Raw genomic sequence first — 26,944 nt, 5'->3', positions numbered from 1 at the left:
TCGTCCACAGGTGCGTGCCGGGGCCTTGAGCTCGTGCCGCCCCCGGTCTTGGCTGGGGGTCAGGCCGCGGCTGGCGCGGTCGGACGAGGGCGGGAGTGGCGATGGAGGGGACGGGTATGCCGTGGCGCGAGGCGCGCGGTGTCGGCGACCACGGGGAGGACCTGGCCTGCGAGCACCTTGAGGCGCTCGGGTGGCAGGTGCTGGACCGCAACTGGCGGTGCAAGGAGGGGGAGCTGGACGTCGTCGCCCTGTCCGACGACGGGGAGCTGGTCTTCTGCGAGGTCAAGACGCGCCGCTCCACACGGTGCGGGCTGCCGGTCGAGGCCGTGGGTCACGAGAAGGCCCGGCGCCTGAGGCGGCTGGCCTGGGCGTGGCTGCGCGAGCACGACCGCAGACCGGACCGCTTCCGGATCGACGTGATCGGGGTGCTGCTCACGGCGGGGGACCCGCCCGCGCTCCACCACCTGAGGGCGGTGGCCTGATGGGGTTCGGCCGCACCCGTGGCCTCACGCTCGCCGGTGTCGAGGGTCACGTCGTCACCGTCGAGGCGCACGGCTCGGACGGGCTGCCGACCTTCGTGATGAGCGGCATGGCCGACACGGCCGTGCGTCAGGCGCCGGACCGCGTCCGCCCGGCCATCACCAACCTCAAGCTCTCGCTCCCGGCCCAGCGCTGGACGATCAACCTCTCGCCGGCGAGCCTGCCCAAGTCCGGTGGCGGCCTCGACCTGGCCATCGCGACCGCGCTGCTCGCAGCGGAGCAGCACGTGGAGGCAGGTCTGGTCGCGGGTGTGGCGCATCTCGGGGAGGTCGGCCTGGACGGCACGGTGCGGCCGGTGGCCGGGGTCCTGCCGATGGTCGCCGCCGCAGCCGCCGCCGGGATCCACGAGGTCGTGGTCTGCGCGGCGAACGCCCGCGAGGCCGCGCTGGTCGAGGGCGTCACCGTGCACCCGGTCCGCTCGCTGCGCGACGTCGTGGACCACTACCGGGCCCGCTCCGCGGGCCTGACCCATCCGTTGCCGCTGCCCGGGGCGCCACCGCACGAACCCGACCAGGCCAAGGACCTGCGCGACGTGGTCGGACAGGCACAGGCCAGGTGGGCGCTGGAGGTGGCGGCCGCGGGTGGGCACAACGTCCTGCTCGTGGGTCCTCCGGGAGCGGGCAAGACGATGCTCGCCGAGCGCCTGCCCGGGCTGCTCCCCGACCTCGACCCGACGGACGCGCTCGCGGTCACGGCGATCCACTCGGTGCTCGGGGCCCTCCCGCGCAGCGACGCGCTGGTCGACCGGGCGCCGTTCGTCGCTCCGCACCACAGCGCCTCCATGGCTGCCGTGGTCGGTGGGGGCTCCGGCGCCGTGCGGCCTGGCGCGGTGTCGCGTGCCCACCGCGGGGTCCTGTTCATGGACGAGGCACCAGAGTTCCGCAGGGACGTGCTCGACGGGCTCCGGCAGCCCCTGGAGTCCGGGGAGGTGGTGGTCGCGCGGGCGGACCGCCACGTCCGGATGCCCGCCCGCTTCCAGCTCGTGCTCGCGGCGAACCCATGCCCGTGCGGCGGAGCCGGGGCGTGCACGTGCGCGCCGGCCCGGAGAGCCGGCTACTTCAGCCGTCTCTCCGGCCCGTTGCTCGACAGGATCGACCTCAAGATCGGTGTCAGCCGCGTCTCGCGTGCCGACCTCTCGCTCGGCCCGGGGGAGTCGAGCGCCGACGTCGCGGCCCGGGTGCGTGAGGCTCGTGAGAGGCAGCGGCGACGATGGGCCGGGTCCCGGTGGAGGCTCAACTCGGAGGTGCCGGGATCGGTGCTGCGCAGCGGCCCCTGGCAGCTGCGTGCCGAGGACCGGCGACCTCTCGACCGCAGGCTGGACACCGGTGAGCTCACCCTGCGCGGGCTGGACCGCACGCTGCGGACCGCGTGGACGCTCGCGGACCTGGCCGGGGAGGCTCGGCCCCGCTCCCAGGAGGTCCACCAGGCCCTCAGCCTGCGCGAGGTGCACGGGGTGAAGGCTGCATGAGCGCGCCCATGACACCCGCCCGGGAGCCCTGGCGCTCGGAGCGTGGCGCCCGGACCCTGCTCTCCCGGATCGCCGAGCCGTACGACGAGACGGTCCAGGAGCTCGTCGCCGAGCACGGCGTGCTGGACCTGGTCGGCTACGCGGTCCGCGACGGCAGGACCCCCGACGGCGTACCCCTGACCCGGCTGCTCAGCCGTCTGGGACGGAGCCTGGGCGTGGACGAGGAGCAGGTCACGAGGGCGCTGGGCGTCAGGGTCCTCGTGCCCGGCGACGCGGAGTGGCCGGCCGGCCTGGACGACCTGACGGCCGTCCCGTGGGCGCTCTGGGTCCGGGGCCCGTTGCGGCTCGACGAGGCGGCTGACGGGGCGGTCGGGGTCGTCGGCTCCAGGGCCAGCTCCAGCTACGGTGACGAGGCGGCGGCGCGCATCTGCTTCGATCTGGCCGAGCGGGGCCGGACGATCGTGTCCGGCGCCGCCTACGGCATCGACGCCGCGGCCCACCGCGCCGCGCTCGCGGCCGACGAGGGCCGGACCGTCGCCGTCCTGGCCGGCGGCGTCGACGTCGCCTATCCCCGGTCGAACGCCGAGCTCATCGCACGGGTCGGCCAGCACGGTGCGCTGGTGAGCGAGACCCCGCCGGGTGGGGCACCCGCCCGCATGCGCTTCCTGTCGCGCAACCGCATCATCGCCGCGCTGTCGGTGGGCACGCTGGTCGTCGAGTGCGGACTGCGTTCGGGTGCGCGCAACACCGTGGCGCACGCCCGGGAGCTGGACCGGCACGTCATGGCGGTCCCTGGCCCCGTCGGGTCGGCCCTGTCCGCCGGCTGCCACCAGGAGATCCGGGCGGGAGCAGTGCTCGTCACGGACGCCGACGAGGTGATCGAGCTGGTGGGACGGATGGGGGAGGACCTGGCCCCGGTCAAGCGCGGGGGCAGGGTGCCGCAGGACGACCTCGACCCCGAGACCCGTCGCGTCTGGCAGTGGCTGCGGCCTCGTCGGTCGGTCAGTGTCGACGAGGTCATGGTCCGGTCCGGTCTGGGCCTCGGTGAGGTGCTCGTGGCGCTCTCGGAGCTCGAGGAGCGCGGCCTGGCCGAGCAGCTCCTCGACGGCTGGAAGCGGCGGTCGGGATGAGTCTCCGGCGGCACAGCGTCGCCATCGCCGCCCTCACCCTTGCTCTGGCGGCGCCGGCGCCGCTCGCCGCCGGTGTCCCAGCGGTGACGGAGAGCCGGGGCGAAGGGGCTGGCGCCTCAGGCGCGGAGGCTGACACCCGTCGCCCGGAGGCCGGCACCACGGCGGGGGCGCTGGCCGCAGCCCTCGGGCTGCGCAGCCTGCAGGAGACCGACAGTCGTTCCACGGCGGCCTGGGGGTGGCCGCTGGTCGGGCGGCCCGAGGTCGTCAACGCGTACGACCCTCCCGCCCAGCGCTGGCTCGCAGGTCACCGCGGTATCGACCTGCGTGGCGTCGAGGGCGAGCCGGTGCTGGCGGTCGACGCGGGAGTCGTGTCCTTCAGCGGTGAGATCGCCGGTGTCGGGATCGTGTCGGTGAGCCACGCCAGCGGTCTGCGGTCCACCTACCAGCCGGTGGAGGACAGGGTCGGGCGCGGGACCCGGGTGGCGCGCGGTCAGCGGCTGGGCCTGCTCGGGCCGGGGGCGCGGGGACACTGCCCGCCGCACGCCTGCCTGCACCTCGGGGCCCGACGCGGCGACACCTATGTCGACCCCACGCCGCTGCTGCAGGACCTCGAGCTCAGCCTGCTGCCGGTCGAGGACGGGTAGGCGCACGACCCGCCGCGCCAGCGCCCGCCACGGGTCCAGTTCCTCCATGCCCTGCGGCTCACACCTGGGCTCAGGCCCGGGGATGGGCCTGCTGGTACGCAGTGCGCAGCCGCTCGACCGACACGTGCGTGTAGATCTGGGTCGTGGCCAGGCTCGCGTGACCCAGCACCTCCTGGACGGTGCGGAGGTCGGCGCCTCCCTCCAGCAGGTGGGTGGCCGCGGAGTGACGCAGCCCGTGCGGGCCCATGGGCGGCGTGTCCGGAAGGTGGGCCAGCAGGTCCTGCAGCGCCGAGCGCACCTGGCGCTGGTCGACCCGCCGTCCCCGTCGGCCCAGGAACAGCGCGGGCCCCGACGTGGCGGTGACCAGCGTCGGTCGGGCGGTGTCCAGCCACTGCCGCAGCGCCCCCGCGGCGGGGGCTCCGAAGGGGACGATGCGTTCCTTGTCGCCCTTGCCGAGCACCCTGGCGGTGCCCTGGGCGAGGTCCACGTCGTCGACGTCCAGGCCCGTCAGCTCACCCACCCGCATGCCGGACGCGTAGAGCAGCTCCACCATCGCGCGGTCGCGGACCCGGACAGGGTCCTCGTCGTCGGCTGCCACGGCCGCGAGGCCCATGAGCTGGCTGGCCTGGGACTGGCGCAGCACGCCCGGGAGGTGCGCGTCCCTGCCTGGGGCCACGAGCCGCAGCGCGGGGTCCACCGACAGATGACCCTGCCGGCGCGCCCACCGGAAAAAGGTCTTGGCGGCGGCCGCACGTCGGGACACCGTCGAGCGGGAGGCGCCGGCCTGCCCCTGGCTCCCGAGCCAGCCGCGCAGGTCCGCCAGCCGAACCTCGTCGATGGTGTGCACACCCGACTCGGCGAGGTAGCTCTGCAACGAGCGGAGGTCACCGAGGTAGGCGCGGACCGTGTGGGGCGAGCGTCCCTTCTCGACCAGGAGGTGCTGCTCGAAGCCGGGCAGCAGCTCCTCGGACCAACCAGGCGGCTGCTCGCGCCGTGCCGGAGGGGACTGCTCAGCGGGCGACATACCCGCAGGGTGTCACCGGGCCCCCAGCGCGCGGAGCCGACGCGCCGCCTCGCGGAGAACGTCCTCGCGCTTGCAGAAGGCGAACCGCACCAGGGAGGCCACCGGTGCCCGGTCGTCGCAGAACGCCGACACGGGCACGCCCACCACACCGACCTCCTCGGGCAACCGGCGGCAGAAGTCCACCGCGTCCGTCACCCCGTGGCCGGCGAAGTCGGCGATCACGAAGTAGGTGCCCTGGCACGGGCTGACGGGCACGCCCACGTCGCCCAGCGCCTCGACCAGCAGGTCACGCCGGTCCTGCAGGGAGCGGGCGAAGCCGGTGAAGTAGTCGTCGGGCAGCCCGAGACCCAGCGCGACGGCCGGCTGGACGTGGGTCACGCCGACGAAGGTGAGGAACTGCTTGGCCGCAGCCACGGCGCTGACGAGCTCTGCCGGCCCGGTCACCCACCCGGTCTTCCAGCCGGTCAGGCTGAAGCTCTTCCCGACCGAGGAGATCGTCAGCGTGCGGTCGGCCATCCCGGGCAGGCTGGCCATCGGCACGTGCGCCAGGCCGTCGAAGACCAGGTGCTCGTAGACCTCGTCGGAGATCACGACGAGGTCGTGCTCGAGGGCCACGCGGGCCACGGCCTCGAGCTCGGCGCGGTCGAAGACCTTGCCGGTCGGGTTGTGCGGCGAGTTGATCAGGATCACCCTGGTGCGATCGGTCACGGACGCGCGCAGAGCCTCCACGTCGAGCGACAGCTCGGGGAAGGAGAGCGGCACCGTGCGGCGGACACCACCGGCCATGGCGACGCACGCGGCATACGAGTCGTAGTAGGGCTCGACCATGAGCACCTCGTCGCCCGGCTCGACCAGCGCCAGGAGGGAGGCGGCGATGGCCTCGGTCGCCCCGACCGTGACGAGGACCTCGCTCTGCGGGTCGACGGACAGACCGTAGAAGCGCTCTTGGTGGGCGGCCACCGCCTCGCGCAGCACCGGAAGGCCCCGGGCGGGGGCGTACTGGTTGAGGCCGTCGCGCAGGCCACGGGCCGCGGCCTCGACCATCTCGGCGGGGCCGTCGGTGTCCGGGAAGCCTTGTCCGAGGTTGACCGCGTCGAACTGCAGGGCTCGCTGGGTCATCTCGGCGAAGACCGTGGTGCCGAAGGGGGCGAGTCGCGCGTTCAGCCGGGCCGTCATGGCGCCACGCTATCCCGGCCCTCGCGCGCGTTCGGGAGCACGTCCGGGAACGGGTAGGATAGAGGCACGTGCGGTGTGTCCCCATGCCGCACGAATTCGCGCCCGGGCACGGTCGGCAGCCGCCGACGGCCCCTCCCGCGGTCCCGACGCCAGCCGGCGGCGGGTGGGAGGAGTCCCCTGGCCAGGACTCAACTGCACCTACAACGGAAAAGGAGACCTCGGCATGGCCGTCGTCACCATGCGCCAGCTCCTCGAGAGCGGCGTCCACTTCGGGCACCAGACCCGTCGCTGGAACCCCAAGATGAAGCGCTTCATCATGACCGAGCGCAACGGCATCTACATCATCGACCTGCAGCAGTCGCTGACCTACCTCAACGAGGCCTACGACTTCGTCAAGCAGACCGTCGCCCACGGCGGCAGCATCCTCTTCGTCGGCACCAAGAAGCAGGCGCAGGAGTCGATCGCCGAGCAGGCGACCCGCGTCGGTATGCCGTACGTGAACCACCGCTGGCTGGGCGGCATGCTCACCAACTTCACCACCGTCTCCAAGCGCCTCGCGCGCATGAAGGAGCTCGAGGAGATCGACTTCGACGACGTGGCCGGCAGCGGTCACACGAAGAAGGAGCTCCTCATGATGCGTCGTGAGTACGAGAAGCTGAGCAAGGCGCTCGGCGGTATCCGCGACATGCAGAAGGTGCCCTCGGCCATCTGGGTCGTCGACACCAAGAAGGAGCACCTCGCCGTCACCGAGGCCCGCAAGCTGGGCCTGCCGGTCATCGCGATCCTGGACACCAACTGCGACCCCGACGAGGTCGACTACAAGATCCCCGGTAACGACGACGCCATCCGCTCGGTCACCCTGCTGACCCGCGTCGTGGCCGACGCCGTCGCCGACGGTCTCATGTCGCGCTCCGGCGGTGGCGCCGGCGCGTCCACGGGTGCCGAGAGCGAGCCGATGGCCGAGTGGGAGCGCGAGCTGCTCGCCGGCGCGGACGCCGAGCAGGCGGCGGCCCCCGCGGCCGAGACCGAGGCGGCCCCCGCGGCCGAGGCGGCTGCCGAGGCTGCGGCCGAGGCGCCCGCTGCCGAGACCACCGAGTCCTGACCACCGCTTTTCCGCACTGCTTTTCCGCAACTAAGGAGCGAGACAGCACCCATGGCGAACTACACCGCCGCTGACATCAAGGCCCTGCGCGAGGCGACCGGCGCCGGGATGATGGACGTCAAGAAGGCTCTCGACGAGGCCGAGGGCGACCGCACCAAGGCCACCGAGATCCTGCGGGTCAAGGGCCTCAAGGGCGTGACCAAGCGCGAGGGTCGCTCGGCCTCCAACGGCCTGGTCCGCGCCCACGTCGAGAACGGCGTCGGCACCCTGGTCGAGGTCAACTGCGAGACGGACTTCGTGGCGAAGAACCCGAAGTTCGGCGAGCTGGCCGACAAGGTCCTGGCCCAGGCCGTGGCCGTCGAGGCGACCGACGCGGAGTCCCTGCTGGCCTCCGAGCTTGACGGCAAGTCCGTCAAGGAGGTCCTGGACGAGGCCAACGCCGGCATCGGCGAGAAGATCGAGGTCCGCCGGGTGGCGCGCGTCACCGGTGAGAAGGTCGTGAGCTACCTGCACAAGACCAACCCCGACCTTCCCGCACAGATCGGTGTCCTCGTGGCGACCACCGGTGGCGACGAGCAGGTCGCCCGTGACATCGCGATGCACATCGCGGCGTTCTCGCCGTCCGTGCTGACCCGTGAGGAGATCGACGCCGAGACTGTCGCCAACGAGCGCCGGATCGCCGAGGACACCGCCCGCGAGGAGGGCAAGCCCGAGCAGGCTCTGCCCAAGATCGTCGAGGGTCGCGTCAACGGCTTCTTCAAGGAGAACGTCCTGCTCGACCAGGCGTTCGCCAAGGACGCCAAGAAGACGGTCGGCCAGGTCGCCAAGGAGGCCGGCGCCGAGGTCATCGGCTTCGCCCGCTTCAAGGTCGGCGTCTGACCGACGTCGCCTGACGGCACCACGTCGGAGGGCCCGCCACCGCAGCCGCGGTGGCGGGCCCTCCCGCATGTCCGAGGTCAGCCGGACGTCGACGTCGCGTCCAGCCCCAGGTCCAGCACGGGCGCGCTGTGCGTGATCCAGCCCGCGGAGACGAGGTCGACGCCGGCCTCCGCGAGAGCGGGCGCCGTCTCGGCGGTGATCCGCCCGGACGCCTCGGTCACCATCCTCCCGCCGACCATCCGCACCGCCTCGGCCGTCGTCTGCGGCGACATGTTGTCCAGCAGCACGGCGTGCACGGGGTCGCGCAGCAGCTCGTCGAGCTGCTCGAGGCTGTCGACCTCCACCTCGATCGCGACGAGGTGGCCCACCCGTGCCCGCACCCGGCGGACCGCCTCGGTGACCGACCCGGCCACGGCGAGGTGGTTGTCCTTGACCAGGACGGCGTCGTCGAGGCCGAACCGGTGGTTGACCCCGCCACCGGCCCGCACCGCGTGCTTCTCCACCGCGCGCAGGCCGGGGGTCGTCTTCCGGGTGCAGCACACCCGTGTCCTGGTGTGCGCGACGGCGTCGACGAGCGTGGCGGTCGCGGTCGCCACCCCGCACAGGTGACCCAGGAAGTTCAGTGCCACCCGTTCGGCGGCGAGCAACGACCGGGCCGGCCCGCTCACGCGGGCGACCGCGTCCCCGGCGCGCAGGCGGTCCCCGTCCCCGAGGTATGCCGTGAACGTCGCCCTCGGGCCGACGAGCTCGAAGGCCAGGGCCGCGAGGTCGAGGCCGGCGAGCGTCCCGCTCTCGCGCGCGACGATCTCGAAGGTGTGGTGCGTGTCGTGCGGCACCACGGACTCGGAGGTGAGGTCACCGGCCAGTCCCAGGTCCTCCAGCAGCGCAGAGCGCACCAGGGGCTCGGTGACCAGGCGGGTGAGAGGGGACAGCGGGTCGTTCATCGGGCGGCTCCCGTGAGGACGAGGTCAGGGACGGGGGGTGAGGTCAGCGCGTCGGCGAGCGTCAGCTCGGTGTGCACCGCCTCGGGTGCGCTCTGGTGGCTCGAGGCACGCGCTGGACCCGGGCCGGAGCTGCGAACGTGGCCGGAGCTGGGAACGTGGACTGCCACCGGGGCGTCCGTCCGCGTGTGCGCACCGCGGCTCTCCTCGCGCGCCCGGCACGCGTGCAGCACCAGGAAGGCGACGAGGGTGGCGTCGTCGACCAGCTCGGGGTCGGCCTCGACCGCGGGGGCCAGCACGCTCTCGGCCGCGGCCAGGGTGTCGCCGTCCCTGAGGACGCCGGCCGCCCGGTCGAGGAGGGAGCGGACGCGCCCCAGGGCAGGCAGGTCGCTCGTGGGAGCCGTGGCGGGCCTGGCCGCGGGCGAGAGGCTCGGGGCCTCGGTCGCGGTGCCGAGGATGTCCTCCGCGGCCCAGCCGGCGCACACCACGGCCTCGAGCAGAGAGTTGCTGGCCAGCCGGTTGGCACCGTGAAGGCCGGTGCTCGCCACCTCGCCGACGGCCCACAGGCCGGGAACGGTGCTGCGGCCGCGGCCGTCCACCGCGATGCCGCCGCAGTGGTAGTGGACCGCGGGCCGCACCGGGACGAGGTCGTGTGCCGGGTCGATCGCCGCAGCCCGGCAGGCACGTGCGACGGTGGGGAAGCGGGCGGCGAAGCTCCGGCCGATCGCGGAACGGGCGTCGAGGTAGGGCTGGGCGCCGGTGGACAGGTGCGCCCACACGGCGCGGGACACCACGTCGCGGGGGGCCAGCGGGTCGGTGAAGGGCCGGCCGGCGGCGTCCACGAGGAGTGCCCCCGCGCCACGCACCGCCTCGCTGACCAGCGGCATCGGGTCGAGACCCACGTCGAGCGCGGTGGGGTGGAACTGCACCATCTCCAGGTCGCGCAGGACCGCGCCCGCCCTGGCGGCCAGCGCGAGGCCCTGGCCCCGCGACCCGCGCGGGTTGGTCGTGTGAGCCCACAGGCCGCCGACGCCACCGGTCGCGAGCACCACCGCGTCCGCGGGCAGGCTGAGCAGCTTTCCGTGGTGCTCGGTGAGGAGCCCGACCACCCTGCCGTCCTCGACGAGGACCCGGCGGGCGCGCGCGCCCTCGAGCACCGTGATCGCCGGCTCCGCGAGCACGGCTGCCACGACCGCCGCGAGGATCTCCGCGCCCGTCCCGTCACCGCCGGCGTGCACGATCCGGTGCCGGCGGTGCGCGGCCTCCAGGCCGAGCCGCAGCGTGGAGTCGGACGCACGGTCGAAGCGGGCGCCGAGGCGCTCCAGGAACCGGACCGCCTCGGGGGCCGCCCCGGTGACTCGCTCGACGACCGCAGGGTCGCAGAGACCAGCACCGGCTGCGAGCGTGTCCGCGGCGTGCAGTGCCGCCGAGTCGTCGCTGCCCAGCGCCGCGGCGATGCCGCCCTGCGCCCACCCCGTGGACGTGCCGTCGCCGAGCGGCCCGGCCGAGATCACGGTGGTGGGTCGGGGGGCCAGGCGCAGCGCCGTCACCAGGCCCGCCAGGCCACCGCCCACGACGAGCGCGCGCGTCATACCGCGAGCATCCTCTCCACCGCCGCCCGCGCACGGACGGCCACCGCCGGGTCGATGGTGACCTCGTTGGTCATCGTCTCCAGGCTGCGGCGGATCGTGGCCAGGGAGTTGCGCTTCATGTGCGGGCAGAGGTTGCAGGGCCGCACGAACTCGACCTCGGGGTGCTCGGCCGCGATGTTGTCGCTCATCGAGCATTCCGTGACGAGGGCCACCTGGCGGGGGCGGCGGGTCACGACGAAGTCGAGCATCTGGGCGGTGGACCCGGCCAGGTCGGCCTCCGCCACGACGTCCGGGGGGCATTCGGGGTGCGCCAGCACGACCGCGTCCGGGTGTGTCGCCCGCAGGTGACGGATGTCGTCGGCGCCGAAGCGCTCGTGGACCTCGCAGTGGCCGGGCCAGGTGATCACGTCCACGGAGGTCTGGCGCGCGATGTTCTGGGCGAGGTACTCGTCCGGGATCATGATGACGCGGTCCGTCCCGAGGGACTCCACGACGCGCAGCGCGTTGCCTGAGGTGCAGCAGACGTCGCTCTCGGCCTTGACCTCCGCCGAGGTGTTGACATAGGTCACGACCGGGACGCCCGGGTGCTGGCGGCGCAGCTCGCGGACGTCGGCCGCGGTGATCGACTCGGCCAGCGAGCAGCCGGCCCGCAGGTCCGGGATGAGCACCGTGCGCTCGGGGTTGAGCAGCTTGGCGGTCTCCGCCATGAAGTGGACCCCGGCCAGCACGATGACGTCGGCCTCCACGTCCTGCGCCTCCCGGGCCAGGGCCAGGGAGTCACCGACGATGTCGGAGACGCAGTGGAAGATCTCGGGCGTCTGGTAGTTGTGCGCCAGGACGACGGCGTTGCGCTCGGCCTTCAGCCGCAGGATCGCCTCGATGTCCTCGGCGAAGAAGGGCCACTCGACCTCCGGGACGACGTGGCGCACCCGGTCGTAGAGATGGGCCGTGCGTTGTGCGGCGGTGCTGCCCGTCGTCGGGGACACTGGGGCAGGGATCGTGGTAAGGGGCATCGTCGGACCTCCGTCGCGCACCTATGCTTCGTTTGAGCATTACTAGGCGACGCGAGTGTATATGCTCAGCATGAGCATCGACAAAGCGGCTGGTCAGCGGGGGCGCGGCAGCTTGGTGCCGCTCGCCAGTCGCTCCTCCAGCACGGCGCGCCGGAAGCGGTAGAGCCGGGCCGGGCGGCCCCCGGTGGCGGTCTCGGTCGCGCCGGTGGGCTCCACGAGGTCCTGCGCCGTGACGAGTCGGCGGAAGTTCTGCTTGTGGACGGTCTGCCCGGCCACCGTCTCGACGGTCGACTGCAGCTGGCCGAGGGTGAAGCTGTCGGGCACGAGCTCGAACACGACGGGGTGGTACTGGATCTTCGCGCGCAGCCGCGCGATGCCGGTCGCCAGGATGCGGCGGTGGTCGGCCCACATCCGCTCGCCGGGCACCAGGGTGCCGCCGGCCTCGGGGATGAGCCCGGCCTCGTAGAGGAGCTCGTAGCGCTGCAGCACCAGCTCCGGGGACCAGGGCTGCTCGCCGAGCCCGAAACAGACTCCCGCCCGCAGCTCCCGACGGGCGCGCTCGTCGCGGTCGTCGACCTGCCCTGCCCAGGACCGCAGTGCCGGCTCGACCACGTCGGCGACCAGGGCGCCACCCTGGGACCCGGGGCGGTGGTCCTCCCAGGGCAGGTAGGCGTACCAGTCCCGCCAGCCGGCGCCCTCCGTCACGTCGCGCGCGAGACCGAGGTAGGAGACCGAGACCACGCGGCCGCCGGCGCTGCTGCGGTCCGGGTCGGCGAAGGTGTACAGCTGCTCGACGTAGCCCAGCGAGTGCCCGGTCTGCTGCTCGACCCAGGCGCGCAGGCCCGCCTGCATCGAGCGGTGCTCGCTGCGCAGCGGCCCCGACGGCAGGCGAGTGCCCTCGTCGGCCGTGAGCACCAGGGCCTGCCCGCCGGACACCGCGGTCAGCACGGCCACGAGCTCGGCACCCACGCGTTCTCCCGTCACCTGTCCATCTTGCCGTGCCGGCGCCCCGTCGATGCGCAGCCGCGGCCCCGCGTGTGGCAGGATCGACCGACCGCTCCACCGACCAGGAGGTTCCTGCCTTGACGACGTCGGCGCCCAGCACCGCGACCGTTCCGACCCCCACCTCCCTGCCCGTCGAGGACGATCCGCACACCGGGCGCAGGGTGCTGCTCAAGCTCTCCGGTGAGGCTTTCGGCGGCGGTCAGGTGGGGCTCGACCCCGACGTCGTGCGTGGGATCGCCCGTCAGATCGCGGCAGGTCACCGTGCCGGGACGCAGGTGGCCGTGGTGATCGGTGGCGGCAACTTCTTCCGCGGCGCCCAGCTGCAGCAGCGCGGGATGGAGCGGGCCCGGGCCGACTACATGGGCATGCTCGGCACCGTGATGAACTGCCTGGCCCTCCAGGACTTCCTGGAGAAGGAGGGCGTGGACACGCGGGTCCAGACCGCGATCACCATGGGCCAGGTCGCCGAGCCGTACATCCCCCGCAAGGCGATCCGGCACCTCGAGAAGGGCCGGGTCGTCATCTTCGGTGCCGGGGCCGGTATGCCGTACTTCTCCACCGACACCGTCTCCGCCCAGCGCGCGCTGGAGATCAAGTGCGACGCGGTCCTCATGAGCAAGCACGGCGTGGACGGCGTCTACACCGCCGACCCGCGTACCGACCCGGCCGCGAAGAAGCTGGACACGCTGACCTTCTCCGAGGCGCTCTCCAGCAACCTGCGGGTCGTGGACGCGGCCGCGTTCAGCCTCTGCATGGACAACCACCTGCCGATGCTCGTCTTCGGCATGGAGGGGGAGGACGCCATCACCCGCGCCATCAAGGGTGAGAAGATCGGGACACTGGTCACCGCGGGCTGACCGCCACGACCACCACGCACGACGCGACACGAAGGAGCAAGACCACATGTCTGAGGTCATCGACATGGCCCTCATGGAGGCCGAGGAGAAGATGGACAAGGCTCTGGAGGTGGCGCGCGACGACATGGCCAACATCCGCACCGGCCGCGCCCACCCCGGGATGTTCTCCAAGCTCGAGGTCGACTACTACGGCTCGCCCACCCCGCTTCAGCAGCTGGCCTCCTTCACCGTGCAGGACGCCCGGACCCTGCTCATCACGCCCTACGACAAGAGCGCGATGAAGGACATCGAGAAGGCGCTGCGTGACTCCGACCTGGGTGCCAACCCCAGCAACGACGGCAACGCCATCCGCATCGTCATGCCGCAGCTGACCGAGGAGCGTCGCAAGGAGTACATCAAGCTCGCCCGCGGCAAGGGCGAGGACGCCAAGGTCTCCGTGCGCAACGTGCGCCGCCACGCCAAGGACGCCATCGACAAGGCCGTCAAGGACGGCGAGATCGGCGAGGACGAGGGCTCGCGCGCCGAGAAGGAGCTGGAGGCGCTGACCAAGAAGCACGTCGACGCCGTCGACGAGATCCTCAAGCACAAGGAGTCCGAGCTGCTCGAGGTCTGAGCGGCCGGCACGTCCACGGCATACCCATGACGGACCAGGACGCCGGGCGCGATCCCGGTCGAGGCGCGACCTCGTCGCGACGCGCCTACCGGACCCTGACCGGGAGCGGGCCCGGCCCCCGACCTTCGCGCGCCGGACGCAACCTGCCCGCCGCCATCGGGGTGGGTCTGATCCTCGGCGTCCTCGTCGTGGGCAGTCTGGTGCTGCTGCCCTGGGCGTTCGTCATCCTCGTGACGATCGCGGCAGCCATCGGCGTGTGGGAGCTGGACCACGCGATGCGGGAGGGGCGGATCAGGCCCCCCTTCCCGCCCCTGCTCGCCGCGGTCCTGCTCGTGCCCCTCGCCTACGTGGGGGGCCCCGAGGCGCTGGCCGTGGGTTTCGCGGCCTCGGTCGCGCTCGTGCTGCTGTGGCGCTCCACCGGCGAGCCCGACGGCGCCGCCCGCGACGTGGCGGGCGGTGTCTTCATCGTCGCCTACGTGCCGCTCCTGTGCGCGATCACCTCGCTCATGCTGGCGGAGCCCGACGGGGTCGGCCGCATCCTCACCTTCGTCCTGGTGACCGTGGCCAGCGACACGGGCGGGTATGCCGTCGGCGTGCTGCGCGGGCGGACGCCGATGGCGCCGGCGCTGTCCCCGAAGAAGTCGTGGGAGGGCTTCGGCGGCTCGGTGGCGACCAGCGCCCTCGTCGGCGCACTCGCCGTCACCCTGCTGCTGGACGGCAGGTGGTGGGCCGGTGCCGTGGTCGGCGCCCTGGCGGCGGTCTTCGCCACCGTGGGCGACCTGGCCGAGTCCTCGATCAAGCGGGACCTCGGCATCAAGGACATGGGACACCTGCTGCCGGGCCACGGCGGCATCATGGACCGCCTCGACTCGATGGTCGTCAACGCCCCGGTGTGCTGGGTCCTGCTGAGCCTGCTCGTCTGACGGGGTGGTCGGCCCGGCGGGGTCAGACCGTCGCCGCGAGCTGGCCGCAGGCTCCGTCGATCTCCGAGCCGCGGGTGTCGCGCACGGTCGTGGGTATGCCGTGCGCGAGGAGTCGCTCGACGAACTGCTGCTCGACCCCGGGGCGGGAGGCGGTCCACTTCGACCCGGGCGTGGGGTTGAGCGGGATCGGGTTGACGTGCACCCACCCGCGTCCTCGCGCGTTGAGCTTCTCGCCGAGCAGGTCGGCGCGCCACGCGTGGTCGTTGATGTCCCGGATCAGGGCGTACTCGATGGAGACGCGTCGGCCGGTGGCGTCGAAGTAACGGCGGGCCGCGTCGAGCGCCTCGTCGACCTTCCACCGCGTGTTGATCGGGACGAGCTCGTCGCGCAGCTCGTCGTCCGGCGCGTGCAGGGACAGCGCCAGGGTCACCGGGATGCCCTCGGCGGCCAGCTTGTCGACGGCCGGGACCAGACCCACGGTCGACATGGTGATGCCGCGGGCTGACATCCCGAGGCCGGCGGGGGAGGGGTCCACGAGCCGGCGGATCGCGCCGATCGCCTGCTTGTAGTTGGCCAGGGCCTCGCCCATGCCCATGAAGACGACGTTGGAGACGCGCAGCGCCTCGACCGTGTCTCCCTCGCAGGCGTGGTCCTCGGTGCTCTCGCCGGGAGCGGTCGCCAGATCCCCGTGACGCAGGGCGCGGGCGGCCGCGACCACCTGCTCCACGATCTCCGCCGTCGACAGGTTGCGGGTGAGCCCGGCCTGCCCGGTCGCGCAGAACGGGCAGTTCATGCCGCACCCCGCCTGGCTGGAGATGCACATGGTCACGCGGCCTGGGTAGCGCATGAGGACGGACTCGACGAGGGCCCCGTCGTGCAGCCGGTGCACCTGCTTGAGGGTGGCTCCCGCGTCCGCAGAGAGCGTGCGGACTGGACTGAGGAGCGGCGGCAGCAGCGTGGCGACCAGCTCCTCGCGCCCGGCCTTGGGCAGGTCGGTCATCTGCGCGGGGTCGGTGACCAGCCGCTCGAAGTAGTGGCGGCTCACCTGGTCGGCGCGGAAGCCGGGGACGCCGAGCTCCTTGGCCCATTCCTTGCGGCCGGCGACGTCGAGGTCGGCCAGGTGCGTGGGCGCCTTCCCGCGGCGGGGCGCGGTGAAGGTCAGGGTCCCCGGTGCGGGGCGGGTCGTGGGCGTCGGCAGCTCGGTCATCCCCACCAGTGTCTCAGGTATGCCGCGCGCCCGGGCTCGCTCGGTGTCAGGGGATCATCGGCCAGTCCGGCGGCGGGTCCTCGCCCACCCGGCCGTCGACGGCCTCACGCAGCAGGTCCGCGTGCCCGGTGTGCCGGTCGTACTCCTCCACGAGGTCGTGCAGGTGCCGACGGGCCGTCGGCCGGGCGTCCTCGAACTCGAGGTGACCCGGTCGGTCGAGACCGCCCTCCGCCAGCACGCGCGCCAGCCGGGCCCGGGACCGCCCGACCGCGGCCGCCCAGAGACCGTAGACCTCCTCGGCGGTCTCGTCCGGCTCCACGCTGAACTGCCACCGCTCCACGTCGTCCTCCGGCGCGAGCGACCACGTCTCCGGACGTTCGCCCAGGATCCGCCAGCCGAAGACGTCGTCCTCGCACATCGCGAGGTGCTTGAGCAGCCCGCCCAGGCTCAGGGCCGAGGAGGGCACCGCACGGACGCGGAGCTGGTGCACATCGAGCCCGTCGACCTTCCACCGAAAGGTGGCGCGCAGGCGCTCCAGGGTGCCGACGAGGTGCTCGACGTCGGTGCCGGCCAACGGGGGTTCCCAGGGTGGATCGGTGCGTGTCATGCAGGGGAGGCTAGCCCTGGTCGCGGACAGCGGGTGTCCGCGACCGGACGCCGTGGGTGACCACTGCCGCCGCCTCGTCGACCGTGTCCACCAGGTGGAGGACGGCGCTCATCCGGCGCTCCCGGGCCAGGGCCTGCAGCAGCGGCCAGACGGGCAGCTGCTCCGTCCAGTGCGCCCGCCCCACCAGCACCAGCGGCGGGAGGGGCTGCTCGGCGAGGTCGACCTCGTAGTACAGCCGGGTCGCCATCTGAAAGACCTCCTGCACCGTCCCCGCGGCTCCGGGGAGCACCACCAGGCCGTCCCGGGAGTGGGCGAGCAGCAGGTCCTCGCGGACGGCGTTGGAGAAGAACTTCGCGATCTGCTGCGCGAAGGCGTTGGGCGGCTCGTGACCGTAGTACCAGGTCGGGATCCCCAGACTGCGCAGCCCGGTGCCGCCCCGCCCCTGCCCGCGCTGGGCGAGGGCCGGCCGCACCCAGGCGGCGATGTCGGGGGCGAAGTCAGGGACGCCTGCGAGCGCGTGGAGCGCGTCGGCCAGCACCGCCTCGTCGCTGGCCCAGGCCCCGAGGTTGGCGGCCTCCATCGCGCCGGGTCCGCCGCCGGTCACGACCAGGGCGCCCGCCTCGGCCAGCCGGTGCCCGAGCAGTGCCGCTGCGGCGAAGTCGTCGCTGCCCCGCCGCAGGGCGTGGCCGCCCATCACGCCCACGACGACACGCCCCAGGACCAACGAGGTCAGCGCGTCCGACATGGCGTCGTCGTGGATGGCCCGCAGCGCGGTGACGTAGGCGTCGTGCCGGATGGTCGCGTCCTCGAACCACGCATAGGCCCGGGCGTCGACCGTGCCCGCGTAGCCGTCGTCCTCCAGCCCCGCGTACAGCTCCTGCGGGGTGTAGAGGTGGGCGCGGTAGGGATCCACGGGTGAGCGGTGGGCCGCGGGGAAGATGATCGTCCCGTGCTCGCGCAGGTGCTCCTCGATCTCCTCGTCGAGCCGCCCGCCGAGCACCACGATGTCGCTGAGGTCGGACCGGGCCAGGAGCAGCTCGCGGTCGCGGCGCAGGTCCAGGCCCTGGAGCCGGAGCGCGTGCAGGGGCGCCGACGAGCGGAGCAGGCGGGCCCAGGTCTCACCGTCCTCGACCTCCCTCCCGGCGACCGGGCCGGTGCTCTGCGCCCGGCGGTAACGCACCTCCTGCGCGGCGCGGAGACCCACCGGCACCGAGGACACCCGGGCGGAGACGGGTCGCTGGCTGAGCTGCATACGTAGACCCTAGGCAACCGGGTGACGGCCCGCCGGTCGGCGGGCCGCAGCCGTCGGGCGCACGAGGCAGGCCGTCGACCGACGCTCGCGCCCCCTGGCCCCTCCGGTGCGACGGTCGGGTGTTGACTGACCTCATGAGCAACGACGCCCAGCAGCAGTACCGCGACGCCGTGGCCCGCAGCCTGGAGGACCCCGAGAGCTTCTGGGGCGAGGCGGCCGACCTGATCACCTGGATCACCCGGCCGGAGCGTGCCCTCGACGACGCCGACGCCCCGTTCTACCGCTGGTTCCCGGGCGGGCGGCTCAACGTGTGCTTCAACGCGCTCGACCGGCACGTCGTCCACGGGCGCGCCGACCAGACCGCGCTCGTCCACGACAGCCCCGTGACCGGCACCACCAGGTCGTTCACGTATGCCGAGCTGCTCGACCTGGTCGCCCGGTTCGCCGGTGTGCTGCGCGACCTCGGCGTCGTCAAGGGTGACCGCGTGGTCATCTACATGCCGATGGTGCCCGAGGCCGTGGTGGCGATGCTGGCCTGCGCCCGCATCGGCGCGGTGCACTCGGTCGTCTTCGGCGGCTTCGCCCCGGCCGAGCTGGCGGCCCGCATCGAGGACGCGGAGCCCAAGGTGGTCGTGTCCGCGAGCTGCGGCATCGAGCCGAGCCGCGTCGTCGCCTACAAGCCCATGCTGGACGAGGCGATCGAGCGGTCCGCGCACAAGCCCGACCACTGCGTGATCCTGCAGCGCGAGCAGCTCCACGCCGAGCTGGGGGAGCGCGACCTGGACTGGAAGCAGGTCATGAACCCGGACGCGGTGGCGCCGGCGGCCTGCGTGCCGGTCGGGTCGACCGACCCGCTGTACGTCCTCTACACCTCGGGCACGACCGGGCGCCCGAAGGGGATCGTGCGGGACAGCGGCGGGTATGCCGTGGCGCTGCGCTGGTCGATGACCGAGCTCTACGGGGTGCAGCCCGGGGAGACCTGGTTCTGCGGGTCCGACGTGGGCTGGGTCGTCGGGCACTCCTACATCGTCTACGCGCCGCTGCTCACCGGCGCGACGACGATCCTCTACGAGGGCAAGCCGGTGGGCACGCCCGACGCGGGGGCGTACTGGCGCCTCATCCGGGAGCACGGGGTCGTGTCGGCCTTCAGCGCCCCGACGGCGGTCCGGGCGATCAAGAAGCAGGACCCCGACGCCACGCTGCTCAAGGACGGCGACCTCTCCTCGCTGCGTGCGCTCTTCCTGGCGGGGGAGCGGCTGGACCCGGACACCTGGCAGTGGGCGACCGACCACCTCGGCGTGCCGGTCGTCGACAACTGGTGGCAGACCGAGACCGGCTGGCCGATCGCGATCAACCCGGTGCGCGAGGGCGAGGCGCTCTTCGGGATCAAGCCCGGCAGCCCCACGCTGCCTACCGCCGGGTATGACGTGCGCGTGCTCGACGAGCGCGGCGAGCAGGTCCCGGCCGGCACGGAGGGGGCGATCTGCCTGCGGCTGCCCATGCCGCCCGGCACCCTGCCCACGCTGTGGCGTGACGACCAGCGCTACGTCGACAGCTACCTGTCGGCGTTCGACGGCTACTACCTCTCCGGGGACGGCGGGTATGTCGACGACGAGGGCTACGTCTTCGTCATGGGCCGGACCGACGACGTGCTCAACGTCGCGGGCCACCGGCTCTCCACCGGCTCGCTCGAGGAGGCGCTCGCCGGGCACCCCGCCGTAGCCGAGTGCGCGGTGATCGGCGTCCACGACGAGCTCAAGGGCCAGGTGCCTCGCGCCCTGGTCGTCCTCAAGGCGGGCACCGACCCCGACGAGGCCGGTCTGCAGACGCTGCGGCAGGAGCTCGTCGCGCGGGTCCGCAGCGAGGTCGGCGCCGTGGCCGCGCTGCGGCAGGTCGACGTCGTCGACGCGCTGCCGAAGACCCGCTCGGGCAAGATCCTGCGCAAGACGATGAGGCAGATCGCCGACGGCCAGGAGGCTGCGGTCCCGTCCACCATCGAGGACGTCTCCGTGCTCGACGCGCTGACCCCGGTGCTGCGGGGAGGCGGTGGCTGAGCCGGGGCCGGCCGCCGGCAGCCTGTGGACAACCGGCTCTCGGCGGCTGGCCGGCCTCCTATCCTGCTCGTGACGTCGGGCCAGCCGGCCTGACGCCGCAGGGAGGGAGGCAGGGATGGGCACGGGCACGATGCAGGTGGACGTGAACGTGGACGTAGACACGGACGCCCTCGGCGCCGCAGCCGTGCGGCTGACGCGGGTCGCCGAGACGGTGGAGGGCATCGGGAGGTGCGTACGGCAGCGGTGCGACGCGGCGGCCGAGGGAGCCGGGGGAGCCCAGCTCTCCGGCGCCCTGACGGTGCTCGGACGGGTGCTGGCAGCGACGTTGGCCCGGTCGGCCGACGCGACGCGACTGGTGGGGGCGGCGACCGGCGTGGCGGCCGCCGATTACCGGACGGTCGAGGAGGCGCTCGTCGCCCGGTGGACCGGGGGAGGTCGGCCATGAGCGCGAGCGTCCTCGCCGCGGACCCCGAGGGGATGCAGGTGGTGGCCGCGGCGCTGCGGGTGCTGTCGGCCGACCTCGTCGACGCGGCCGACGGCGTGGCGGACGGCGGAGGGCTCGACGGCTGGCGCGGGCTGGCGGCCCTCGAGCAGGGGGCCAGGCGTGCGGCGAGCGCTGCCGCGGTGCGCTCGGTCGCCTCGCCGCTGGAGGAGGCGGCGCACCAGCTGGACCGGATCGCCGCTGTCGCCAGCGAGCTGGGTGGGCGCGTCCGCCGTCATCTCGCCGTCGCCGAGGCCCTTGTCGACGAGCGGGCCCGTCTGCTCTCCTACGGTGCGCAGACGGACGACCTCGCCGGTCAGGGCTGGCGTTCCCGGCTGGCCGAGGTCGAGGCGGAGATCACCCGGCTGCGACGGCTCGTGGCGGAGGCGGAGGAGGAGTTCGACCGCGCCCAGCAGGGTGCCGCCAGCGGGCTCGGGTGGCTCACGGATGGGATGCGGACCTACGACGACCTGAAGCTGCTGCGGGAGGTGGTCACCCACGCGCGTGACGCGGGCAGGGCCGGCCTGGGTCTGAGCATCGTCGCGATGGAGCTGCGCCGTCTGCACCGGCAGACGGTGCCGGGCGGCGAGCGGATCGCGCGTCGGGTGGCCCAGGGGATGCAGCGGGCCCAGCGGCTCGTGGTCCAGAAGCCGAAGGGCTGGATCAAGCGGCTGCCCGTGGTCGGCAGGGTCGCGACGGGCCTGGCCATGAAGGGGGTCCCGGTGATGACCCTGGTGGACGCGGTCCCGGACGTGGTCACCGGGGGCGGGCACGGCGGGTGGCGTGGCACAGCGACCCGCGTCCTGGCCGGGGCCGCCGTGGTCGGCGTCGTCGGGGCGGTCGTCGTCTCCTCGCCCGTCGCGGTGCCGGCCGGCATCGTCGCCGCCGGGGCCTACCAGGCGTGGGTCGCGGGCGGCTGGATCTACGACAACCGCCGCGAGATCGGCGGCGCGACCCGGCGGGTCTGGCGGCAGGGCGGCACAGCCGTCAGCACGGCGCGGGAGGTGGCCCGGTCCGGGCTGCGGAGGCTGCGCGACCGACTCTCAGACCAGCTCCGCGCACCGGTGGCCGGAGACCGCCTGGTCGGGGTCGCGCCGTGATCCTCGTCCTGGCCGTCACCGCCGCGGAGCTCACCGAGCTGGAGGACGCCCGGCGTGCCGACCACGGGCAGCCTCCCCAGGCCGAGAGGGCGGCCGTGGCGCTGGAGGCCCGCAGCTCCCTCCGCGCCCGCGGGCTGCTCGACGCCGCGGGCCGTCTGCAGGTGGACGACAGCGACGAGAGCCTGCTCCTCACGACCGTGCTCGACGTGCGGCTGACGGCCACCCGCACCCTGGTCGTCGAGCGCGTCGTGGCGCCAGAGCCTGGCCAGGACGCCGCTGGGCAGGGGTTCGTGCGGGGCGTGCGGCTGGTCCACCTGCTCGACCGCGAGGAGGGTGCGGTCGTGGAGGACCTGCTGGAGGGTGACGTGCGCCACCTGTGGATCGCCCCCGACCGGGAGCAGCTCCTCGACGCGGTGACCTCGGTCACGGTCCCCTCGTCAGCGCTCGCGGGGCAGGGGCCTCCGCGGCGGGTCCCGGCCACGGATCCGACGTTGCTGGCCGCGTCGCTCGACCACCCGACCTGCCTCGCCGAGCTGACCGTCGTGGAGGGCGGGGAGCCGGTGGCGGGAGAGCTCCTGGCGCTGGGGCCCCGCGGGTGCTGGTCGACCGGCATCGACCGCTCGGAGGCTCCGCCCGCGGTTCTCGAGTACCGCCCGGTGCCACCCGGCCACGTCGCCGCCTGGGTGGCCCGAGCCGCACGGCAGGGCACAATGACACGGTGACCCAGCGCTCCGTGACCCTGCTCGGTTCGACCGGTTCCATCGGCACCCAGGCGATGGACGTCGTGCGCGCCCACCCCGACCGGTTCACCGTCCGAGCCCTTGCCGCCGGGGGTGGGGACGTCGAGCTGCTGGCGCGACAGGCGGTCGAGCTGGGCGTCGAGCAGGTGGCGGTCGCCCGCGACGACGCCGCCACGGTGGCCCGGCTGACGGAGGCGCTCGCGGGGGCCGCGCGCGAGGCGGGACGCACGGCATACCGACCGGAGGTCCTGGCCGGACCCGAGGCCGCGACGACGGTGGCCGGCAACGGCGCCGACGTCGTGCTCAACGGCATCACGGGCAGCATCGGCCTGCGGCCCACCCTCGCGGCTCTGGCAGCCGGCAGCACCCTGGCCCTGGCCAACAAGGAGTCCCTCATCGTCGGGGGTCCTCTCGTCAAGGCGGCCGCGGGCCCGGACCAGATCGTGCCCGTCGACTCCGAGCACAGCGCCATCGCCCAGTCACTCCGGAGCGGGCGGCGCGAGGAGGTCCGCCGCCTCGTCGTGACCGCGAGCGGCGGCCCTTTCCGCGGCCGCAGCCGGGAGGAGCTGCGCGGCGTCACGCCGGCGCAGGCGCTCGCGCACCCGACCTGGGACATGGGGCTGGTGGTCACCACCAACTCCGCCACCCTCGTCAACAAGGGCCTGGAGGTCATCGAGGCACACCTGCTCTTCGACGTGCCGTTCGACGACATCGAGGTCGTGGTGCACCCGCAGTCCGTCGTCCACTCGATGGTCGAGTTCAGGGACGGGTCCACGATCCTGCAGGCCTCGCCCCCGACCATGCACATCCCGATCGCCCTGGGCCTGTCGTGGCCCGAGCGGCTCGCGGACGTGGCTGCCCCGTGCGACTGGACGCAGGCCTCGACCTGGGAGTTCTTCCCGCTGGACCACGAGGCCTTCCCGGCGGTCCGGCTCGCCGTGCAGGTAGGCCGCGAGGGTGGGACCTTCCCGGCCGTCTACAACGCCGCCAACGAGGTGTGCGTCTCGGCCTTCCACGCCGGCCAGCTGCCGTTCACCGGGATCGTCGACACCGTCGCGTCGGTGGTGGAGGAGCACGCGGGAGAGGCCGGGAACGGAATCCGCGGTTCGTCGGTTGAACTCGACGTGGACCAGGTGCTCGCCGCCGACGCCTGGGCACGCACCGTCGCCACCGACCTGGTGGCCGCCAGCACCGAGGAGCGGGTCTGATGCTGCTGTACGTCCTGGGCGTCCTCGTGATCGCCGTGGGGATCGCCGTGTCGATCGCGCTGCACGAGGTGGGTCACCTCGTCCCGGCGAAGATCTTCGGCGTCAAGGTGCCGCAGTACATGGTCGGCTTCGGCCCGACCCTGTGGTCCACCCGGCGCGGAGAGACCGAGTACGGCATCAAGGCGATCCCCCTCGGGGGCTACGTCCGGATGATCGGCATGTTCCCACCGCGGGCACAGGACGGCGGGCGGCTGCGACGCGCCACCTCCAACCCGGTCCAGCAGATGATCGAGCAGGCCCGGCAGGACTCCCTGGACGAGGTCGGTCCCGGCGACGAGGACCGCGTCTTCTACCGGCTGCCCGTCTGGCAGCGGCTGGTCGTCATGGCAGGGGGGCCGCTGATGAACCTCGCGATCAGCGTGGTCCTGATGACCCTCATCCTCACCGTCCACGGCATCGGCACCAACGTCCCGACGGTCTCCGCGGTCGCCCAGTGCGCCCCGGCCGACGTCACCGACGACAACTGCGCCGGCCAGCCGGCCTCGCCTGCCGTCCGGGCCGGGTTCCAGGTCGGCGACACGATCCTGGCCGTCGACGGCACACCTGTGACGGGCTGGGCGGACACGACCTACGCCATCCAGAACGCCGGGGAGCAGGCGACCTTCCTCGTCGAGCGCGACGGCCGCGAGCTCACGCTCACCGCCGACCTGGTGATGCGCGAACGACCCCTGGTCCAGCCGGACGGCACGGTCACGGTCGATGCGCAGGGGGAGCCGGTGCTGGGCCCGGTCGGCTTCCTCGGCGCGTCGCCGACCTTCGTCTACGAGCCGCAGCCGGTGACGGCGGTCCCAGGCGTGGTCGGGGACATGTTCACCGGGACCGCACGTGTCATCTTCACCCTGCCGCAGCGCATGGTCGACGTCGCCCAGGCGGCGTTCGGGACCGAGGAGCGGGACGCCGAGGGTCCGATGTCGGTGGTCGGCGTGGGCAGGGTGGCGGGGGAGGTGACGTCCGGAGACGTCCTCGGCGGCACCCTGGGGGAGCGGCTCTGGATCGTGCTCGCCCTGATCGCCTCGCTCAACATGGCGCTGTTCGTCTTCAACCTGGTCCCGCTGCTTCCCCTCGACGGCGGGCACATCGCCGGCGCCCTGTGGGAGGGCCTGAAGAAGGCGTGGGCGAGAGTGCGCGGACTGCCGGTCCCCGGACCGGTGGACACCGCCAAGGCCCTGCCCGTCGCGTATGCCGTGGCCGTCGGGCTGCTCGGCATGACGGCGCTGCTGATCTATGCCGACATCGTCCGACCGGTCAGTCTCGGCTGACGTCCAGGGTCGTCCTGAGATACTGGGTCCATGACTGCTGGCACCCCTGTCTCGCTCGGCCTCCCGTCGCTGCCCCCGCCGGTCCTGGCGCCCCGTCGCAAGACGCGCAAGATCAAGGTGGGCAAGGTCGAGGTCGGGGGTGACGCGCCCATCTCCGTGCAGTCGATGACCACCACACCGACGACGGACATCAACGCCACTCTGCAGCAGATCGCCGAGCTGACGGCGGCGGGCTGCGACATCGTGCGGGTCGCCTGTCCGAGCCAGGACGACGCCGACGCCCTGCCGGCCATCGCCCGCAAGTCGCAGATCCCGGTCATCGCCGACATCCACTTCCAGCCCAAGTACGTCTTCGCGGCCATCGACGCGGGGTGCGCCGCGGTCCGCGTCAACCCGGGCAACATCCGCAGGTTCGACGACCAGGTCAAGGAGATCGCCCAGGCCGCCAAGGACGCCGGCGTCTCGATCCGGATCGGCGTCAACGCCGGCTCCCTGGACAAGCGGCTGCTCGACAAGTACGGCAAGCCCACCGCCGAGGCGCTCGTGGAGTCGGCGGTCTGGGAGGCCAGCCTGTTCGAGGAGCACGACTTCCACGACTTCAAGATCTCCGTGAAGCACAACGACCCGGTCGTGATGGTGCGCGCCTACGAGATGCTCTCGGAGCGTGGCGACTGGCCGCTGCACCTCGGCGTGACCGAGGCGGGGCCGGCCTTCCAGGGCACCATCAAGTCCTCGGTCGCCTTCGGTGCGCTGCTGTCCAAGGGCATCGGCGACACGATCCGCGTGTCCCTCTCCGCGCCGCCCGTGGAGGAGGTCAAGGTCGGCAACCAGATCCTGCAGAGCCTCAACCTCAAGCCGCGCAAGCTGGAGATCGTCTCCTGCCCCTCCTGCGGCCGGGCGCAGGTCGACGTCTACACCCTCGCCGAGGAGGTCACGGCCGGCCTCGAGGGCATGGAGGTGCCGCTGCGCGTCGCCGTGATGGGCTGCGTCGTCAACGGCCCGGGGGAGGCTCGCGAGGCCGACCTGGGCGTGGCCTCCGGCAACGGCAAGGGACAGATCTTCGTCAAGGGCGAGGTCATCAAGACCGTCCCGGAGAGCCAGATCGTGGAGACGCTCATCGAGGAGGCCATGCGCATCGCCGAGGAGATGGAGCTGACGGACGATCAGGGCGGCGCGCCCACCGTCACGGTGGGCTGACCGACTAACGTTCGGTCATGGCACCGGACCCGATCAGCCGTCAGACCGCAGCCCGGTCGACCTGGGACGAGGGGTGCACCGCCTGGCACCTGCTGGACCGCACCGACCTGGGGATCGACCATCAGCTGCTGCCCCCGGGAGCCTCGACCCGGGCCCACGCCCACGACCGCTCCCGCCAGTTCTTCTACGTGCTCCGGGGCAGGGCGACCGTCACGCTCGGACCCCAGACCGCGCACGTCGGGGCGGGCGAGGGCATCGAGGTGCCCCCGCGGGTGCGTCACGAGGTGCGCAACGAGGACGGGGACGAGCTGGAGATGCTGGTCATCTCCACCCCGAAGGTCGTCGGCAAACCTCATGCCCGTAGCAGCCTGGGACGCACACGGGGTGGCCTGGTCGTCGGGACCTACCTGAGACCCACGCGGTCCGGCGACCTGCGCACCGTCGTCGACATCGAGGAGGCCCTCGACACCCGGCAGTGGATCGGGCAGGGGGGCCTGGACTGGCACCGCAGCGTGCTCGAGGACCCGGACATGGAGCACTGGGTCCTGGTCGACCGCCTCGACCGGATCGTGGCGTTCGGGATCATCGCGGGCGTCAGCGAGCCGGGCCACGTGGAGCTGCGTCGGATGGTCGTCGCCCCGGAGGGTCGCGGCCAGGGTCTGGGGCGTCTCCTGCTGCGCAAGCTCCTGGAGCAGGCGCGCGCGCGCCCGCAGGTGTCCCGCGTCTGGCTCGACGTCGGCGAGGACAACACCCGCGCACGCAGCCTGTACCGCTCCTTCGGCTTCGTCGAGAAGCCGGCCCCGTCCTGGGCCTCGCTGCTCGAGAACGGCCTCTACATGGAGTGGAACGCCACCTCGGGCGAGAGCTGACGA

At 73.0% G+C, this 26,944-nt stretch carries 26 protein-coding genes; 17 read left to right on the top strand and 9 right to left on the bottom strand.

Features of this window, described 5'->3' with window-relative positions:
* The first annotated feature begins 116 nt into the window (after positions 1-116).
* From IEV65_RS08760 to IEV65_RS08745, 4 genes are read left to right on the top strand one after another with little or no spacing between them, the layout of a single operon-like run.
* Complete coding sequence (locus tag IEV65_RS08760) at positions 117-482, top strand: YraN family protein (RefSeq protein WP_188429918.1); 366 nt, start codon at positions 117-119, stop codon at positions 480-482.
* Positions 482-2,008: a YifB family Mg chelatase-like AAA ATPase gene (locus IEV65_RS08755; RefSeq protein ID WP_188429916.1), complete on the top strand. Its 1,527-nt coding sequence runs from the start codon at positions 482-484 to the stop codon at positions 2,006-2,008. Before IEV65_RS08760 ends, IEV65_RS08755 begins: the two co-directional genes overlap by 1 nt.
* Positions 2,005-3,138: a DNA-processing protein DprA gene (dprA, locus tag IEV65_RS08750; protein ID WP_188429914.1), complete on the top strand. Its 1,134-nt coding sequence runs from the start codon at positions 2,005-2,007 to the stop codon at positions 3,136-3,138. The genes IEV65_RS08755 and dprA overlap by 4 nt, the downstream gene beginning before the upstream one ends.
* Positions 3,135-3,782 (top strand): M23 family metallopeptidase, encoded by a 648-nt coding sequence (locus IEV65_RS08745; protein WP_188429912.1) that lies wholly within the window; start codon positions 3,135-3,137, stop codon positions 3,780-3,782. Before dprA ends, IEV65_RS08745 begins: the two co-directional genes overlap by 4 nt.
* Positions 3,783-3,852: 70 nt before the next feature.
* Here the strand turns inward: IEV65_RS08745 and IEV65_RS08740 are convergent, their stop codons facing one another.
* Together IEV65_RS08740 and IEV65_RS08735 are read right to left on the bottom strand one after the other, a co-directional pair.
* Positions 3,853-4,806, bottom strand: coding sequence for a tyrosine recombinase XerC (locus IEV65_RS08740; protein ID WP_188429910.1), 954 nt, complete (start codon positions 4,804-4,806; stop codon positions 3,853-3,855).
* Between the two features lie 12 nt (positions 4,807-4,818).
* Positions 4,819-5,982: a pyridoxal phosphate-dependent aminotransferase gene (locus IEV65_RS08735; RefSeq protein WP_188429908.1), complete on the bottom strand. Its 1,164-nt coding sequence runs from the start codon at positions 5,980-5,982 to the stop codon at positions 4,819-4,821.
* Positions 5,983-6,205: 223 nt separating this feature from the next.
* Here IEV65_RS08735 and rpsB point away from each other — a divergent pair, with 223 nt between their 5' ends.
* Together rpsB and tsf are read left to right on the top strand one after the other, a co-directional pair.
* Positions 6,206-7,084: a 30S ribosomal protein S2 gene (gene rpsB / locus IEV65_RS08730; RefSeq protein ID WP_188429906.1), complete on the top strand. Its 879-nt coding sequence runs from the start codon at positions 6,206-6,208 to the stop codon at positions 7,082-7,084.
* Positions 7,085-7,135: 51 nt separating this feature from the next.
* A complete protein-coding gene (gene tsf, locus IEV65_RS08725) occupies positions 7,136-7,963 on the top strand; it encodes a translation elongation factor Ts (protein ID WP_188429904.1) in 828 nt (275 codons plus the stop codon).
* Positions 7,964-8,040: 77 nt separating this feature from the next.
* On the opposite strand, the gene nadC is transcribed toward tsf, so the two are convergent.
* The 4 genes from nadC to IEV65_RS08705 form a co-directional block, all read right to left on the bottom strand.
* Complete coding sequence (nadC, locus tag IEV65_RS08720) at positions 8,041-8,907, bottom strand: carboxylating nicotinate-nucleotide diphosphorylase (protein ID WP_188429902.1); 867 nt, start codon at positions 8,905-8,907, stop codon at positions 8,041-8,043.
* Positions 8,904-10,496: an L-aspartate oxidase gene (locus tag IEV65_RS08715; protein WP_188429900.1), complete on the bottom strand. Its 1,593-nt coding sequence runs from the start codon at positions 10,494-10,496 to the stop codon at positions 8,904-8,906. Before IEV65_RS08715 ends, nadC begins: the two co-directional genes overlap by 4 nt.
* Positions 10,493-11,509 (bottom strand): quinolinate synthase NadA, encoded by a 1,017-nt coding sequence (nadA, locus tag IEV65_RS08710; RefSeq protein ID WP_188429898.1) that lies wholly within the window; start codon positions 11,507-11,509, stop codon positions 10,493-10,495. Before nadA ends, IEV65_RS08715 begins: the two co-directional genes overlap by 4 nt.
* Positions 11,510-11,602: 93 nt before the next feature.
* Complete coding sequence (locus IEV65_RS08705; RefSeq protein WP_188429896.1) at positions 11,603-12,493, bottom strand: NUDIX hydrolase; 891 nt, start codon at positions 12,491-12,493, stop codon at positions 11,603-11,605.
* A 146-nt stretch (positions 12,494-12,639) separates the two neighbouring features.
* On the opposite strand from IEV65_RS08705, the gene pyrH reads away from it, so the two are divergent.
* From pyrH to IEV65_RS08690, 3 genes are read left to right on the top strand one after another with little or no spacing between them, the layout of a single operon-like run.
* Complete coding sequence (gene pyrH, locus IEV65_RS08700) at positions 12,640-13,371, top strand: UMP kinase (RefSeq protein ID WP_188430309.1); 732 nt, start codon at positions 12,640-12,642, stop codon at positions 13,369-13,371.
* Between the two features lie 46 nt (positions 13,372-13,417).
* A complete protein-coding gene (gene frr / locus IEV65_RS08695; protein ID WP_188429894.1) occupies positions 13,418-13,984 on the top strand; it encodes a ribosome recycling factor in 567 nt (188 codons plus the stop codon).
* A gap of 26 nt (positions 13,985-14,010) precedes the next feature.
* Positions 14,011-14,907: a phosphatidate cytidylyltransferase gene (locus IEV65_RS08690; RefSeq protein WP_188429892.1), complete on the top strand. Its 897-nt coding sequence runs from the start codon at positions 14,011-14,013 to the stop codon at positions 14,905-14,907.
* Between the two features lie 22 nt (positions 14,908-14,929).
* Here the strand turns inward: IEV65_RS08690 and rlmN are convergent, their stop codons facing one another.
* The 3 genes from rlmN to IEV65_RS08675 are packed head-to-tail and all read right to left on the bottom strand — an operon-like array spanning position 14,930 to position 17,973.
* Positions 14,930-16,114 (bottom strand): 23S rRNA (adenine(2503)-C(2))-methyltransferase RlmN, encoded by a 1,185-nt coding sequence (gene rlmN, locus IEV65_RS08685; protein ID WP_188429890.1) that lies wholly within the window; start codon positions 16,112-16,114, stop codon positions 14,930-14,932.
* 46 nt (positions 16,115-16,160) lie between these two features.
* Positions 16,161-16,721 carry a mycothiol transferase gene (locus IEV65_RS08680; RefSeq protein WP_188429888.1) on the bottom strand — a complete coding sequence of 187 codons (561 nt, stop codon included), beginning with the start codon at positions 16,719-16,721 and terminating at the stop codon, positions 16,161-16,163.
* Between the two features lie 10 nt (positions 16,722-16,731).
* Positions 16,732-17,973 (bottom strand): LOG family protein, encoded by a 1,242-nt coding sequence (locus tag IEV65_RS08675; protein ID WP_188429886.1) that lies wholly within the window; start codon positions 17,971-17,973, stop codon positions 16,732-16,734.
* A gap of 134 nt (positions 17,974-18,107) precedes the next feature.
* Here IEV65_RS08675 and IEV65_RS08670 point away from each other — a divergent pair, with 134 nt between their 5' ends.
* The 8 genes from IEV65_RS08670 (at position 18,108) to IEV65_RS08635 (ending at position 26,941) form a co-directional block, all read left to right on the top strand.
* Complete coding sequence (locus tag IEV65_RS08670) at positions 18,108-20,027, top strand: propionyl-CoA synthetase (protein ID WP_188429885.1); 1,920 nt, start codon at positions 18,108-18,110, stop codon at positions 20,025-20,027.
* A 115-nt stretch (positions 20,028-20,142) separates the two neighbouring features.
* Positions 20,143-20,472 carry a hypothetical protein gene (locus IEV65_RS08665; RefSeq protein ID WP_188429884.1) on the top strand — a complete coding sequence of 110 codons (330 nt, stop codon included), beginning with the start codon at positions 20,143-20,145 and terminating at the stop codon, positions 20,470-20,472.
* Complete coding sequence (locus IEV65_RS08660; protein WP_188429883.1) at positions 20,469-21,608, top strand: hypothetical protein; 1,140 nt, start codon at positions 20,469-20,471, stop codon at positions 21,606-21,608. Before IEV65_RS08665 ends, IEV65_RS08660 begins: the two co-directional genes overlap by 4 nt.
* Positions 21,605-22,330, top strand: a complete 726-nt coding sequence (locus IEV65_RS08655; RefSeq protein ID WP_188429882.1) for a hypothetical protein — start codon at positions 21,605-21,607, stop codon at positions 22,328-22,330. Before IEV65_RS08660 ends, IEV65_RS08655 begins: the two co-directional genes overlap by 4 nt.
* A complete protein-coding gene (gene dxr, locus IEV65_RS08650) occupies positions 22,327-23,556 on the top strand; it encodes a 1-deoxy-D-xylulose-5-phosphate reductoisomerase (protein ID WP_188429881.1) in 1,230 nt (409 codons plus the stop codon). The genes IEV65_RS08655 and dxr overlap by 4 nt, the downstream gene beginning before the upstream one ends.
* Positions 23,556-24,875 carry a M50 family metallopeptidase gene (locus IEV65_RS08645; RefSeq protein ID WP_188429879.1) on the top strand — a complete coding sequence of 440 codons (1,320 nt, stop codon included), beginning with the start codon at positions 23,556-23,558 and terminating at the stop codon, positions 24,873-24,875. The genes dxr and IEV65_RS08645 overlap by 1 nt, the downstream gene beginning before the upstream one ends.
* Positions 24,876-24,905: 30 nt before the next feature.
* The gene (gene ispG, locus IEV65_RS08640) at positions 24,906-26,072 is read left to right on the top strand and encodes a flavodoxin-dependent (E)-4-hydroxy-3-methylbut-2-enyl-diphosphate synthase (RefSeq protein ID WP_188429877.1); all 1,167 of its coding nucleotides are present in this window, start codon (positions 24,906-24,908) and stop codon (positions 26,070-26,072) included.
* A gap of 17 nt (positions 26,073-26,089) precedes the next feature.
* The gene (locus tag IEV65_RS08635) at positions 26,090-26,941 is read left to right on the top strand and encodes a GNAT family N-acetyltransferase (protein ID WP_188429875.1); all 852 of its coding nucleotides are present in this window, start codon (positions 26,090-26,092) and stop codon (positions 26,939-26,941) included.
* Positions 26,942-26,944 lie beyond the last annotated feature (3 nt).

The sequence above is a fragment of the Ornithinimicrobium tianjinense genome (assembly GCF_014636495.1).
Classification (GTDB): domain Bacteria; phylum Actinomycetota; class Actinomycetes; order Actinomycetales; family Dermatophilaceae; genus Ornithinicoccus; species Ornithinicoccus tianjinensis.
Note: the sequence above shows the minus strand (reverse complement) of the source record. Positions and strands in the feature narration are given on the sequence as shown.

Excerpts from the sequence above, each read along its gene's own strand:
- rpsB (WP_188429906.1), top strand. The coding sequence starts at position 6,206 with ATGGCCGTCGTCACCATGCGCCAGCTCCTCGAGAGCGGCGTCCACTTC.
- rlmN (WP_188429890.1), bottom strand. The coding sequence starts at position 16,114 with ATGACCGAGCTGCCGACGCCCACGACCCGCCCCGCACCGGGGACCCTG.
- nadC (WP_188429902.1), bottom strand. The coding sequence starts at position 8,907 with ATGAACGACCCGCTGTCCCCTCTCACCCGCCTGGTCACCGAGCCCCTG.
- nadA (WP_188429898.1), bottom strand. The coding sequence starts at position 11,509 with ATGCCCCTTACCACGATCCCTGCCCCAGTGTCCCCGACGACGGGCAGC.
- IEV65_RS08680 (WP_188429888.1), bottom strand. The coding sequence starts at position 16,721 with ATGACACGCACCGATCCACCCTGGGAACCCCCGTTGGCCGGCACCGAC.
- IEV65_RS08645 (WP_188429879.1), top strand. The coding sequence starts at position 23,556 with ATGCTGCTGTACGTCCTGGGCGTCCTCGTGATCGCCGTGGGGATCGCC.
- tsf (WP_188429904.1), top strand. The coding sequence starts at position 7,136 with ATGGCGAACTACACCGCCGCTGACATCAAGGCCCTGCGCGAGGCGACC.
- IEV65_RS08755 (WP_188429916.1), top strand. The coding sequence starts at position 482 with ATGGGGTTCGGCCGCACCCGTGGCCTCACGCTCGCCGGTGTCGAGGGT.
- IEV65_RS08665 (WP_188429884.1), top strand. The coding sequence starts at position 20,143 with ATGGGCACGGGCACGATGCAGGTGGACGTGAACGTGGACGTAGACACG.
- IEV65_RS08675 (WP_188429886.1), bottom strand. The coding sequence starts at position 17,973 with ATGCAGCTCAGCCAGCGACCCGTCTCCGCCCGGGTGTCCTCGGTGCCG.
- IEV65_RS08715 (WP_188429900.1), bottom strand. The coding sequence starts at position 10,496 with ATGACGCGCGCGCTCGTCGTGGGCGGTGGCCTGGCGGGCCTGGTGACG.
- ispG (WP_188429877.1), top strand. The coding sequence starts at position 24,906 with ATGACTGCTGGCACCCCTGTCTCGCTCGGCCTCCCGTCGCTGCCCCCG.
- IEV65_RS08735 (WP_188429908.1), bottom strand. The coding sequence starts at position 5,982 with ATGACGGCCCGGCTGAACGCGCGACTCGCCCCCTTCGGCACCACGGTC.
- frr (WP_188429894.1), top strand. The coding sequence starts at position 13,418 with ATGTCTGAGGTCATCGACATGGCCCTCATGGAGGCCGAGGAGAAGATG.
- IEV65_RS08635 (WP_188429875.1), top strand. The coding sequence starts at position 26,090 with ATGGCACCGGACCCGATCAGCCGTCAGACCGCAGCCCGGTCGACCTGG.
- IEV65_RS08740 (WP_188429910.1), bottom strand. The coding sequence starts at position 4,806 with ATGTCGCCCGCTGAGCAGTCCCCTCCGGCACGGCGCGAGCAGCCGCCT.
- dprA (WP_188429914.1), top strand. The coding sequence starts at position 2,005 with ATGAGCGCGCCCATGACACCCGCCCGGGAGCCCTGGCGCTCGGAGCGT.
- IEV65_RS08670 (WP_188429885.1), top strand. The coding sequence starts at position 18,108 with ATGAGCAACGACGCCCAGCAGCAGTACCGCGACGCCGTGGCCCGCAGC.
- IEV65_RS08760 (WP_188429918.1), top strand. The coding sequence starts at position 117 with ATGCCGTGGCGCGAGGCGCGCGGTGTCGGCGACCACGGGGAGGACCTG.
- IEV65_RS08745 (WP_188429912.1), top strand. The coding sequence starts at position 3,135 with ATGAGTCTCCGGCGGCACAGCGTCGCCATCGCCGCCCTCACCCTTGCT.
- IEV65_RS08690 (WP_188429892.1), top strand. The coding sequence starts at position 14,011 with ATGACGGACCAGGACGCCGGGCGCGATCCCGGTCGAGGCGCGACCTCG.
- IEV65_RS08660 (WP_188429883.1), top strand. The coding sequence starts at position 20,469 with ATGAGCGCGAGCGTCCTCGCCGCGGACCCCGAGGGGATGCAGGTGGTG.